Genomic DNA, 12,038 nt, shown 5'->3' with positions numbered 1-12,038 from the left:
TCTCGAAACAAGATGATCAACAAGTCGGTCGACCCGAGATCACGCATAAAGGCACCGGCAACGCTGTGCGCTGCGGTGTTAGTCATCTCTTGTTCCGTTGCTGTCACCCGACAGACCGCTCCTGCTGGAACAAGAGAGTTGATCTCGACGAGTTTCTGGGGCGATCTTGAACAGCTCCGCCCGCGATCACGAAACCGGCTCTCAAGCCCACGCGAAGTTGATCAGCAACCACGGCGAAAAGATCAACAAACGGTTCCGGTCAACCAACTGAGGAGTTACCAACTGTCACAGAATCCTGTGATCTGAATCACTCCGTCGTTCTCTGGAGTTCGTGTCCAATCGCGCTCGGTTTCGCGGACTTCAGGGATGTCCTTGCCCCTCCGCGATGATCATGGAGCGCCTGTCATGTCGCCACCGCCGATCCCGAGCGCCCCCGACTCGCCCGACCACATCCAGCCCGCGTCGCCCCCGCCGCGGGTGCGCCGTCACCGCCACGCCTCGGGCCGTCGTCGCGGCCCCGTGGGTGCCGTGCGGGCAAGCGTCCGGTTCTGTCGCCTCGCCCCCGACGCCGGTCCCGAGGAGAGAATCGCCGCGGCCGTCCGCGTCGTGGTCACCGCCTACAGCAACCCTGGCGACCGGGTCGCGCTCGCCGATGCCGCCGAGCCGGGATCACCCGTGAGCGGCGAGCACCGCGACCGCCTGGTGGAGACGATCCTGCGACTCGCCCGCGGCGCGGTCACCGAGCTGCCCAAACCGGCACTCGATGATCACCTTCTCGACCGCGGCGAGGACCGGACTGGAGCCGTACCGGAGTCCGAGTCCGGACCCGGACCCGAGCAGCCGTCGGTCGCGGAACCGACCGCGTCCCCGTCCGCCCGAAGCGCCCAAAAACGGAACCCGGACCGGTTCGCTGTGATCGTCTGCGGCTGCACCCGCCAGCCGACCGACCCCGGTCTGATGGCCGACTGGGCACCGCTACTTGCTCCTGACGGCGCCTTCATCGTTCTCACGCACAGTAATCACAAGCTGAGAGCACGGACGGCGCGCTCCGGGGCCATCGTGCGGGTCGCGGCACTGGCCGGACTGGCGTTGACCGACCGGCTGATCCTGGCGCATGACGCCCCGAGTACCGCGCCACCGACGATCCGGCACAACCAGCGCGCCGTCGCGCTCGGCGCTCATCACCGTATACACGCCACCGCCTGCGTGTTCCGCCCCTCGATCCCGTCGCTGGAGCCCCGTCATGCCTAAAAACGTCGTGCGCCCGGCCAGTGTGTGGGCTACCGGGCACCGCTCGCCCCGCCAGCAGATCGTCGGCCGGCACATCGGCGCCACGCGCTCCGACACCGCGCTGACCCCGGCCATTGCACGCTGGATCATCGAGACCTACACCGACCCCGGCGAGATCGTCTGCGATCCCAACCCTGGCCCCGGGCTCGTGCTCGCTGAAGCCGTCCGCGCCGGCCGCCACTCCCTGGCCCTACCCACCCAGCCCCGCTGGGAGTCCGCGCTGGAAGCCAACCTCGACCTCGCCCGACTCGCCGGTAGCGCCGGTCACGCCACGCTCCTGGACAGCATCGACGACCCCCGCGCCGCCGACCTGCCCGGCGCGGTCGACCTCGTGCTGACCGGCCTGCGCCATACCCCGGCCAGCGACCCCTGCCGAGTCCTGGTCGGGCTGTATGAAGACCTCGACGCCGTCGCCGACTGGGTCTGGCCCGGCGGGCACGTCGTGATCACCTGCCGCCCCTGGCGCCGCCGCGGACGCCTCGTGGATCTGCCAGGACAGATCCACGAGGCGGCGGATGCGGCCGGGCTAGTGCCCGCCGATCACTGCATCGCCCTGATCGCTCCGATGCACGGACATCAGCTCCGGCCCCGGCACAGCATTCGGGCTGGAGACCACCCGGAGGGCACAGACTTGCACGGCTGCCGCACCACGCAACCGACGCACCTCGATGTCCTCGTCTTCCAGCTCCCGCCGGCCGTAGGCCACTCCGTGAAGGGCGGTAGGCAGTGAGCAGCCTCTACTACCGCAGCCCGAGCACGGAATTGCACGTCGGCGATGCCATCGACGTGATGGCCACGCTGCCGAGCGCATCGGTCGATTGCGTGGTGACCTCTCCGCCACAGTGGGGGCTGCGCGATTACGGAACTGCCGAATGGGTCGGTGGCAACCCGCGGTGCCGACACACGCTCGGCACGACACCGCATCAGCGACGGTCGGTGAAGAAAACCGGGATCGATGGTCACCGCGCCCGCACCGAGAAGCACTGCCGACGATGCGGCGCGATTTCACGAGACAAGCAATACGGCCTTGAACCAACGATCGACGAATACGTTCACAAGCTCAGTGAGGCAAGTGCAGAAATAGCACGCCTACTCACCCCGAAAGGAACGTTCTGGCTTAACCTCCGAGATGGCTACAGTTATCACAACAATGGAACAGGAAGCACCCGAATAATCTGCCCTGCGGAATCAGATCAGGTGGTCCGCCACAAGAGCTTAATGGGCATTCCGTGGCGCGTCGCTCTCCATCTACAAAAGCAAGGGTGGATTATTCGGAACGCGCTCGTCTGGCACAAGCCCAACAGCATTCCCGACCCCGCAAAGGACCGATTCTCTTCGCGTTATGAGATGGTATTCCTCTTAGTCAAACAACCGGATTACCACGTAGACGCCAACCGCGTCCTCGAACCTCTTTCTCAGGGACGTCCAGCTCATCGCAAAGACCATCGCGGGGGCAACAAGCCGCACACGGTCAAATCCCCGTGGCGCCCACGATCCCCCGGAAAGAACCCGGGCGATGTGTGGTCAATGGCGACCAGGCCATTGCCGGACGCGCACTGCGCCCCATTTCCCATCGACCTTCCCTGGCGCTGCATCGCTGCCGGAAGCCCCGAGGACGGCCACGTTCTCGACCCGTTCTCCGGCGCTGGCACCACTGGGCTCGCTGCCCGCCAGTTGGGGCGCTTCTACCGAGGCATCGACTTGCGCCGCGACTACCACGACATCGCCCTGCGGCGCCTCGGCATGGTTGATCCACACGATCGGAGTGCAGCAGCATGAACAAGTTCCGAAGCCGATCTTCACAACCTGCCCTCCGGCTGCTGTCACTCGGCGCCGGGGTTCAAAGCACCACGGTGTTGCTGTTGGCCTGCGAGGGCAAGATCCCGTCGTTTGACTGCGCCCTGTTCGCTGATACCGGCTGGGAACCGCGAGCGGTCTACGACCAACTAGCCAAGGTGACCCAGATCGCCGAGGATGCGGGCATCCCGGTTCGATCCGTGTCCTCGGGCAACATCCGCCACGATGCGCTGGACGAGACCACCCGGTTTGTCACGATGCCTCTGCACGTGCGTAAGCCGGACGGCACAAAGGGCATGGCCCGACGGCAGTGCACCGGCGAATACAAGATCAAACCGTTGAAGGCCGCCGCCCGCGAATTGCTGGGCTATCCCCACCCAAACCGGGTGCCGCCCGGCGTGTTCGCCGAGCAGGCGATCGGGATCAGCGTTGACGAAGTCCACCGGGCAAAAGACGCCGACGTGCGTTACCTGCGCAACGTGTTCCCGCTGCTGGACCTGGGGATGACGCGCGACGACTGCGTCCAATATCTCGCCGAGCGGGGGTTTGGCGAGACTGTCAAGAGCGCTTGCATAGGCTGCCCATATTCGGGCAACGCTAGGCTGCGCTGGCTGCGCGACGCCGACCCCGATGCCTGGGACGACCTTGTTGCCTTCGACAGAGCGATCCGGCACGGCAGTCCCCGCGCGATCGCGAACGGAACGCCGCTGCGCGGCGAGTTCTTCGTGCATCGGTCCCTGCGTCCCCTCGACGAAGTCGACCTCACCCCGTCCCGACGGCGGCATCTCGCCCTCGTCGACGAGGACTCCGACCCTGACGGCTGCTCCCCCTGGACGTGTCGTTCCGGCGAGCCCGTCGACCTCGATCCCACCGCCGACAGGCCGGCCGCGTGAGCGGCGTCTCCGGCAGTCAGAGAGTGTCAAGAGACATCGGACGATATGAGTTGATCAACGACACGATGCGGCCGTCAGCGACGAGTCGCTGACCCTGCTTAACGAATCTGGACCGCTGCGTCGACCGTTCCGGCACGTGGCGACGGCATCTCTGTCGGGAGACCGTGTTGGGACGTTGAGGTCCAGTTGGTCGGTGGAGTGCTGGCCCCGACGGGTGCCCCTGTGCAGTCGGGGAGTCGAAGCCCTACCGATCGCCCGCGCCGACACCCCCAGCCACCACAGCGCGCGTCATGGCGTGTGCCCGCGCCCGATCAAGCCCACCAGGGGTAAGGGGCGCGGGTGCCCCGGCTGGGGTCGTGTCCGCTGCGTCGACGGTTGCCCAAGCCCGCCGATCAGCACCCGCGACTTCCCGCTCAGCAGCGGGCTCGCGGGTTCGGAGGTGCGCTCATGTGCGCTGACGAACCCCACATCGACCACGACCAAACGAACGACGGCGCAGACCGGGAGCCGAACGCTGTGGTCCCATTCACCCCCGACGCCGACAGCGCCGGCGTTACGGTTCATATCGACCACATCGAGACCACGCCCATGACCGACGAGCAGTACCGGCTCGCCGTCACCGCGCTGGCCGAGCTGATCAACCAATGGAAACACGCCCAGCAGCACAGCTCGGACGAAGCCGACGACGCTGCGTGACGTGAGACCGCGCAGTCTCGGCCCGAACCGCCGAGGCCGAGCCTTCCGGCCTCGGCGGTCGAGAAATCTACACATCGCAGTCCAGCAAGGGAGTCTTGTCGATGGCGCGATCCGCCACCGCACAACGCACGAAGAGAGCCGCCAGCCTCGCCGACCTCGACACCGTCCGGGTGGGCATCTATACCCGGCGCTCTACCGACGACGAGAACCAGCCGTACACCATCGAAGTGCAAGACGAACGGCTGGACTCCTACGTCGCCTCCCAGCCCGGGTGGCAGGTCGCCCTGCGGTTTTCCGACGATGCCTCCGGCGGCACCACCAAGCGCCCTGGCCTACAACGTGCTCTGCACGCGGTTCGCGCGGGGCTGATCGACGTGCTGTTGGTCTACCGGGTAGACCGGTTCTCCCGAAACCTGCGCGACACGGTCACCCTGCTCGACGAGCTGGACAAGCACGGGGTGGTGTTCCGCTCGGCCACGGAACCGTTCGACACCTCCACCCCGATGGGCCGGATGCTGGTGCAGATGCTGGGCATGTTCGCCCAGTTCGAGCGCGACAGCATCATCGAGCGCGTCATCGCCGGCATGGAACGCAAGGCCGCCAAGGGATTGTGGAAAGGCGGACGCCGTCCCTTCGGCTACACCGTCGACCGCGGAACCCACCGCCTCGTCCCCCATGCCGATGAAGCCACGGTCATCAGACTCATCTTCCGCAGCTACACCCGCGACAGGCTTGGCTCCAGCGCCATCGCCACCCTGCTCAACGAGCGCGGGCACCGCACCACAGGCGGCGGCACCTGGTCCGGCTACCAAGTGCTGCGGGTGCTCTCCAACCGCATCTACATCGGTGAGCTGGCCTTCCGCGGCATCACCGTCGAGGACTGCCATGCCCCGCTGGTTGACAGCGAGACCTTCGAGCACGCCGAGCGCATCCTGGCCGAACGCGGCGAGGACCACTCGCACCGCGCCGCGTCCGGTTACGACTACATGCTCACCGGCCGGATGCGCTGCCCCCAGTGCGGCAAAGCCATGCTCGGCACCCGTGCCACCGGCCGGAGCAAGACCTACCGGTACTACACCTGTTTTACCCGCGCCCGCTACGACTCCGACAAGTGCGACGCCAAGCGGCTCAACGCCGACGCCGTCGACGCCGCCGTGCTCCACGCGCTCGGACACTTTTACCGCGACCAACACGCCCTGATCACCGACGCGATCAGCGCGGCCCAGGCCGAACACGAAGCCGGCCACGCCGACCGTCACGCCGAACTCGCCGCGGTCGACACCGAGCTGAACAAGGTCAACGCCGCGATCGACCGCTACCTCTCCGCGTTCGAGCGCGGCACCCTGGACGAGGAGATGGTCGCCGACCGACTCCCCGCCCTGCGCGAGCAGACGAAGCAGCTGCGTGCCCGCCGTGACGAACTCGCCGCCGCCCTCGACGACCGGCCCACCGCGCCTGACACGGCCACGCTCACCGAGGTCGCCGACCACATCAACGAGATCATCACCGGCGGCACCGCGAACCAACGCAAGGCCCTCATCGAAGCCCTCGTGCCCCAGGTCAAGATCACCGGACCAGACCGGCTCATCCCGGTCTTCCGCATCCCCCAGCCCCGGTACAACGAAGAGGCCGCCTCCGCCTTACCAGCGGAAACGGCCTCGAAAGGAGCGGTTCGCACAATGACTAATTTGGTGGAGGTTGGGGGAGCTTATTCCAACACGAAAGACCAGCTCAGCGCGCTAGAAACACTGCGGAAGAAGCTGCCCGACTTCGAGGTGCCCGCTCGACCGGTACCGAAGCGGAGAAGGCCCCGGCGCGCCCGACAGCTCAACGACGACCAAGTGCAGCAACTGATCGGGGACTACCAGTCGGGCGCAACCGTCTACGAACTCGGGGAACGCTTCGACATCGAACGCCGCACCGTCAGCGCCATCCTGCACCGCCACGGCATCGCCATGCGCCAACGCGGCCTGTCCCCCGAACAGATCGATGACGCCATCCGCCTCTACAACCAGGGCTGGTCACTGGCCAAGATCGGCAACCGCATGGACGTCGACGCCGAGACTGTCCGAAAACGCCTACACGAGCGCGGCGTCACGCTGCGCGACCCCCAAGGACGCCCTCGGCCTGGGGCAGGTGACCCCTGATGACCACCAAGCCAGGCGCTCCGCGTCCCCGTCCCGACCGGCTACTGCGGCTGCAATGCGTCTGCACAATGCTGGTCGCCCTCGGCGCCGCCTACGTCTCCTACCAGCACGGTCGCGCATTCGCCCTGCGATTCGGCGCCGACGACACCACCGCCACTCTCTGGCCCCTCATCGTCGATGGCCTCCTCATCATGGCCACCATCGAACTGTGGAAAACCGGACGCCGGCAGGTCACCAGCGGACAATGGAAGGCATGGCTCTCCTTCACCCTAGGGATCGCATTGTCTCTGTGCGCCAACATCGCCTCCGCACCCGACCTGAACCCCTTCGCCATCGCCGTCGCCGCCTGCCCACCACTCGCGCTGCTGCTGTCCGTGGAACTACTCAACGAAGCGATCAAACGCCACAGCGCGCAAGACGATGGTGACGAGGCCGACGCGCCGGAGTCGCTCATCCCGGAGACCTCGAACGGCGAGAAGAACCGTCCCTGCGCGCAGCACCCAGCCCCGGCCGATGGCCCGCCAGATCCGCGCACGCCCCCACACAACATCGCTGGTCGCACGCGTAACAACGGCCGCCGAGGACCCGTCATCCGGCACAACGCGAACGACCCGCTCCACGAGCAGGCGGTCCGGCTTGATGCCGAACACTGGCACCTGTACCAGCGCCCGATCTCCGCCGACACACTCCGCCGACACCTACGCATCGGCTCACGCCGAGCCCGCACCCTGACCCGCCGCATCCGACAACAACACCCACCGAGGACAACATCGACGTAAGCACAAAACCGCCTCGCACAGATTCGACGTTCCGCCGACATGGCAGACGGATTGCGTTGTTGCGACGATGATTGGCAGCCATCTGATGGCCGCATCAGTCGGCAGCGATGTGGTGCCGCGGTTCACCGCAGGCGAGACCTACCGACGATGATCAATTTTCGCAGAAGTGCTCGTTGCCTCGACCCTGAATATAGAACCGATCGGCTGGATAAATTTCGTCTGTCGCAGTCGCCCTGCCTTTGCGGCGGCAGATGAGTACTGGAACGCCTTCGGGGATCACATAGTGAAGAATTTCCATGTGCGTCGGCATCCGCACCACGATCCTGTCGCCGTCCCCGATCTCGATAGGCGTGAGATCATCGGGTGAGGCTATGAAATGCTGTTCGCCACGGCTACGCACCAGGCCGCGCCCACGAAGGATGGCAAGTGCTTTCCGGACGGCGCAGCTGCTGTAGCCATAGCGCTCGCAGAGAGCGACCTCCCGAGGAAGGAAGTCGCCCGGCCACAGCAAACCACTCGCGATCTCCTTGGCAATGAAGTCGACGAGTTCCATGTACCGAGGGGCCGACCCAATCTCGTCTTTGTTTCGAACGGCATGTTCCTCTTCAAATAGGTCAATCGTATCGACTCGGAGTCCCTGCGCGAGATCACGTAACCGTGCTGCCGCGATGGAGTAGACGCCGGTTTCCAGGTTGCTGATAAATGAGCGGTCCATTCCGCTCATCTGCGTCACATCACCCTGCGTAAGACCTTGCTCTCCCCGCAACCGCTGTATCCGGCGTCCAAATTCACGCTGCCGGTCTAATTCCCACTCAGTTCTCTTCCGGCTCACGGCCCTAACCTCATATGTTCAGCCCCCAATTCTTGCCCGCCGGGTCACAGCGTCCGATAACCGCAGCGTCGACCTGGATCACTCGACATCCGCTTCCGCGTCGTCAAGTAGCGCCCGGAAACGCTCTTGGGTGTCGGCGTCGGCCTGGGCGAGCGCGGTGTCGAGAATGGCCTGCATATGCGGCCTGGGGACCCGGGCGCCCCCGAGTTTCTCCCACCCGCATACCGCACGCACCGACACACCGAGGTGCTCTGCCCAGGCACGCATGGGCATCCGCATCGCCATCCTGAGCGCGCGGGCTTCCCGACCAGTCCACCGACCCAGAATCACGGTTCAGTCCCGGGTTTGCGGACCCGGATGGTCCGCGACCGGCGATGCGGCATGACCGAGCGCGCGACCTGCGGCGATGACCGCCTCGAGCTCGGCGACATGGTCGGTCACCCGTTGCTTCCCGTGGGGTGTGCGCTGAATCCACAGGTGCCCGTACACGCCACGCCGCGTGTGCACGAAGCCGACGTCACGCAGACAACGGACATGGCGCGTCACCGCCAATCTCGGCAGCCCGGCAGCCTCCCCGAGGTCGGCGACCAGGTAGAAGCCGTCGGTCACCAGCGCCGTCATGACCAGCAGACGAATCGGGTTCAGCAGCGCCGCGTCCAGCCGCTGAATCTGTTCCTGCGCTGAGGTGGCCTGGTCATCGCCAAGCGGTGCTGCGAACGTCGTGTCATCGTGCATGGTGATCGGTCCTTTCGAGGCGGAACACGGCCTCCAGCAGCACGCGGCTCACCGCCTTGGCCTCGTCGCGGGAAAACTCGTGGCACGCCGGATGATTCGTGGAGTTCGGCGTCAGCACGACACGAGGAGCATCGGTGCCGTAGGGCTGGTGCAGGTGCACCACGAGCGCCCGCCACTGGCCGTGTGCCAGCCGGATCTGTCGTTCCCACGCCGACACGCAGTCACGGTCACTGCCCCGGTCGTCGTCGGAATGGTGGTTAGCACACCACGCGGGATGCTCGTCGTCGCGCCCTCGTGAGGTGGTCGTGTTGCGAGCACGGTGACTGAACGCGTTCACAGATGCGGCTCCTTCGACTGGTTCGGACGCACACGCACCGACGTCGTCAAGGACGTGTCACGGAGAGGCTGGGTGTGTGGTAGGCGGTAGCGGTTGCACCAGCCGCCGGGAGGTTGTTGCCAGCCGGTGGCCGGGCGGCATGCGAAGCACACACCGCGTTTCTTGTAGTGGGCGCGGCGCTCGTGCCAGCACGCTCCGCAGCGGGGTTCGTCCGAACCGGACACAGCGTCAGCACGTTGGTGGGGCTCGGGTGTCATGAGTCGGTGTCGCTTCGCAGCCAGGGCGCACCGATTTCGTGCCACCGCCGCTGTGGTGCGTCACCAGGGTCTTGGATCACGTCCCCGGTGGCGGCGACGATCCGCACGTAACGCGGCAGCTGTGGTCGTTGCGGCCAGCGCACCACGTGATCGTCATGCCCGGCCGCGCACAACACGGTCGATGCGGCCCACGCGGCCTTGTCAGGGCGGTGCCGTAGCGCGTCGGCGACCTCGCCGAGATCGATCCGGTGCCCGCTCGCGAGGCTGCAGGCCACGGCGAGCACGCTCTGCTGGGCCCGCTGATGGGTGTTGTCCGATACCGGCATGTCCTCGAACGACTGTGCGACGCCGTCCCAGTCGATCGTGGCGATCGCGGACTCGTCGTCGTAGAGCCCATCGCCGCCCACGGTCACCGTGACACAGCTGGCGACCTCCCGGCACCGCAGCCACCCCGCCCGGTCCAGCAGGCCGATCGCGGCCCGCTCCCGGTCGTGGCGCGAACCCAGATACAGCGCCGCCAGCGGAACCTCAGCCCACTCCACCGTAGCCCTCCTTCATCCGGTGGCGATCGCGCACGGGGACTGTGTGGGCGGCCGCCCACAGCGTTCGGTCGTCGTGTCGGGTGCGCATCATCGGATTGACCGTGACGTCGCGGGTCGTAAGGTTCGGGCGAGTTCACCCGAGGTCGTGTGCTGGTCGCGAGGACCTGCCAATCCCGCCAGGGTCGCCGGGTTGGTGTGGCGAGGGTGAAGCTGCGGATCGTGTGCGCCGCCGGCGACACGGTCAAACTCAAGCAGGGCGTCGCGAACGGCGCCACGAAGGCGTTCCGCTGCCAGCGGGGACAGCGTCCAAGGGCCAGCGGAAGACGCCGCCACCCGAATCCCTGTCTCCGCGAGCTGGATACGCAGCACCGCCCGCTCGCCGTTCCCATCTCGGCAACGCACCGTCCAGGCGGTCGGGTCACGCTGCCATCGCAGGCGAGCGAGCAGCCGAAGCACCGGCATCGCGCGCTGGGTGTCGCGCATTCGTCACGTCCTCCCTTCGGTCGCGACCCGTCCGAGCGCCGTACCGCCTGAAGCGGCGCGCGATCCTGTCTGCTGGGGCGCACCGCGTCGCGGGTCGTTGTGGAATGCGTAGTGATCGCACTGTCGCGTCCCAAGTGCCCGCAGGGGTATACGAACTACCAATATCGATATTGGTGGCGTCAATATCCGCAGCTCAGCCCTGCCAGGCCGGTGGCGGAGTTACCTTGCGCCTGCGCCGCGACATGCAAGCACGGAGATACGGATGACAAGCCCCAGCCGATGTCGCCAGCGCAGCACCGGGGTTGTCGCGCGCGACAACCCCGACCGGCTGCGCCGCCCCTCCGCCATCACACGCGCATCAACCTGCGGTTTACCACGTTCGCCGCTTGGCCGACCTGCACCGACCGGGACAGCCACACCTCACGTGCGCGCAGCAAATAACACGGCGGCGAAGCACGCCCCTCGTTGTCTGCCGTTCGGGTTGGGGCCGCCGCAAAAGGATCTGCTTCACGGACACGTCGCCGGCGGTCCACTAGCGCCCTGGCATAACCCTTGCCGAATCCGCTCTCAACGAGGTCGAGCCGCCCATAGCGCATGCTGGGGCAAGACCGGCCCGCCACCACGCGAAGGCACACGCGCCGCCACCACCCGCAAACGCTGGCAACAGATCCATGACCTGCTCGATCACGGCGCAGGGCTGCTCGAGGTAGCTCGTAGGAAGGATCTGACGCTCAACACGGTCACACCCTACGCGCGGACGCTAAGCCAGAACACCTGATGCGGGCACCGCAGTACCGTCTCCCACGCTCGTCGATCCGGGATGAATAGATCGACATTGGGAACGTGGCCACCGATGCGTGTCTCGATGCCGTTGCCGAGCAAACGTTGTTCGAGCGCGATCAGGCAACGCTTCGAGTCCGTTCTCTTCATCACAGGCACATCGTTACCGACCGAAAAGACCTCTTAGGAGATACACATTTCCCCACTTGTGCAGGTGCGCTCGGTTCCCGAATCCGTAACGCTGATGAAACCCACACACACAACCGACCCGACGTGGTTGATCATGTCACCGGGCCTGCCGGACGAGAACAGCCACCACACGGCAGACCCTGTCGCCAATCGCCGCCCCGCCGCGGAGGTAAACTCATGAGCACCAGCAGTCATCTCCCCGTATCCACCCCGGAGCTGCACCAATTGATCCAGCAGGCGTTGCTGGAGCTCAAACGGTCCCGCGACTGCAAGTACGCAGC

Annotated in this window: 14 protein-coding genes; 7 read left to right on the top strand and 7 right to left on the bottom strand. The window is 66.1% G+C overall.

The genetic code is table 11. The annotated features are described in order from the left end of the window. Nucleotides 1–405: 405 nt before the first annotated feature. The 7 genes from ACFQGD_RS08115 to ACFQGD_RS08085 all read left to right on the top strand — a co-directional run bounded on the left by ACFQGD_RS08115 (nucleotide 406) and on the right by ACFQGD_RS08085 (nucleotide 7,602). Nucleotides 406–1,251, top strand: a complete 846-nt coding sequence (locus ACFQGD_RS08115) for a hypothetical protein (RefSeq protein WP_345394580.1) — start codon at nucleotides 406–408, stop codon at nucleotides 1,249–1,251. After that, entirely contained in the window at nucleotides 1,244–2,020 is a 777-nt protein-coding gene (locus ACFQGD_RS08110; protein WP_345394577.1) for a TRM11 family methyltransferase, read from the top strand. The genes ACFQGD_RS08115 and ACFQGD_RS08110 overlap by 8 nt, the downstream gene beginning before the upstream one ends. Further along, nucleotides 2,017–3,069: a DNA-methyltransferase gene (locus tag ACFQGD_RS08105; RefSeq protein ID WP_345394574.1), complete on the top strand. Its 1,053-nt coding sequence runs from the start codon at nucleotides 2,017–2,019 to the stop codon at nucleotides 3,067–3,069. The genes ACFQGD_RS08110 and ACFQGD_RS08105 overlap by 4 nt, the downstream gene beginning before the upstream one ends. Then, nucleotides 3,066–3,980, top strand: a complete 915-nt coding sequence (locus ACFQGD_RS08100) for a hypothetical protein (protein WP_345394571.1) — start codon at nucleotides 3,066–3,068, stop codon at nucleotides 3,978–3,980. Before ACFQGD_RS08105 ends, ACFQGD_RS08100 begins: the two co-directional genes overlap by 4 nt. Nucleotides 3,981–4,427: 447 nt before the next feature. After that, nucleotides 4,428–4,676 (top strand): hypothetical protein, encoded by a 249-nt coding sequence (locus ACFQGD_RS08095; protein WP_345394568.1) that lies wholly within the window; start codon nucleotides 4,428–4,430, stop codon nucleotides 4,674–4,676. Between the two features lie 101 nt (nucleotides 4,677–4,777). Continuing rightward, complete coding sequence (locus tag ACFQGD_RS08090) at nucleotides 4,778–6,823, top strand: recombinase family protein (RefSeq protein WP_345394565.1); 2,046 nt, start codon at nucleotides 4,778–4,780, stop codon at nucleotides 6,821–6,823. Beyond that, entirely contained in the window at nucleotides 6,823–7,602 is a 780-nt protein-coding gene (locus ACFQGD_RS08085) for a DUF2637 domain-containing protein (RefSeq protein ID WP_345394562.1), read from the top strand. The genes ACFQGD_RS08090 and ACFQGD_RS08085 overlap by 1 nt, the downstream gene beginning before the upstream one ends. Nucleotides 7,603–7,753: 151 nt before the next feature. On the opposite strand, the gene ACFQGD_RS08080 is transcribed toward ACFQGD_RS08085, so the two are convergent. From ACFQGD_RS08080 to ACFQGD_RS08050, 7 genes are all read right to left on the bottom strand, one after another. Next, nucleotides 7,754–8,434, bottom strand: a complete 681-nt coding sequence (locus ACFQGD_RS08080) for a transcriptional regulator (protein ID WP_345394559.1) — start codon at nucleotides 8,432–8,434, stop codon at nucleotides 7,754–7,756. Nucleotides 8,435–8,512: 78 nt separating this feature from the next. Continuing rightward, nucleotides 8,513–8,713, bottom strand: a complete 201-nt coding sequence (locus ACFQGD_RS08075) for a hypothetical protein (RefSeq protein ID WP_345394556.1) — start codon at nucleotides 8,711–8,713, stop codon at nucleotides 8,513–8,515. A gap of 54 nt (nucleotides 8,714–8,767) precedes the next feature. Further along, complete coding sequence (locus ACFQGD_RS08070; RefSeq protein WP_345394553.1) at nucleotides 8,768–9,169, bottom strand: ArsR/SmtB family transcription factor; 402 nt, start codon at nucleotides 9,167–9,169, stop codon at nucleotides 8,768–8,770. Further along, nucleotides 9,159–9,506 (bottom strand): hypothetical protein, encoded by a 348-nt coding sequence (locus ACFQGD_RS08065; RefSeq protein WP_345394550.1) that lies wholly within the window; start codon nucleotides 9,504–9,506, stop codon nucleotides 9,159–9,161. The genes ACFQGD_RS08070 and ACFQGD_RS08065 overlap by 11 nt, the downstream gene beginning before the upstream one ends. A gap of 253 nt (nucleotides 9,507–9,759) precedes the next feature. Beyond that, the gene (locus ACFQGD_RS08060) at nucleotides 9,760–10,305 is read right to left on the bottom strand and encodes a hypothetical protein (RefSeq protein ID WP_345394547.1); all 546 of its coding nucleotides are present in this window, start codon (nucleotides 10,303–10,305) and stop codon (nucleotides 9,760–9,762) included. A gap of 87 nt (nucleotides 10,306–10,392) precedes the next feature. Continuing rightward, nucleotides 10,393–10,788 (bottom strand): hypothetical protein, encoded by a 396-nt coding sequence (locus tag ACFQGD_RS08055; RefSeq protein WP_345394544.1) that lies wholly within the window; start codon nucleotides 10,786–10,788, stop codon nucleotides 10,393–10,395. Between the two features lie 747 nt (nucleotides 10,789–11,535). Next, a complete protein-coding gene (locus ACFQGD_RS08050; protein WP_345395126.1) occupies nucleotides 11,536–11,718 on the bottom strand; it encodes a hypothetical protein in 183 nt (60 codons plus the stop codon). Between the last annotated feature and the right edge of the window lie 320 nt (nucleotides 11,719–12,038).

It is taken from the genome of Haloechinothrix salitolerans (assembly GCF_042662605.1).
Lineage (GTDB): Bacteria > Actinomycetota > Actinomycetes > Mycobacteriales > Pseudonocardiaceae > Haloechinothrix_A > Haloechinothrix_A salitolerans.
Note: the sequence above shows the minus strand (reverse complement) of the source record. Positions and strands in the feature narration are given on the sequence as shown.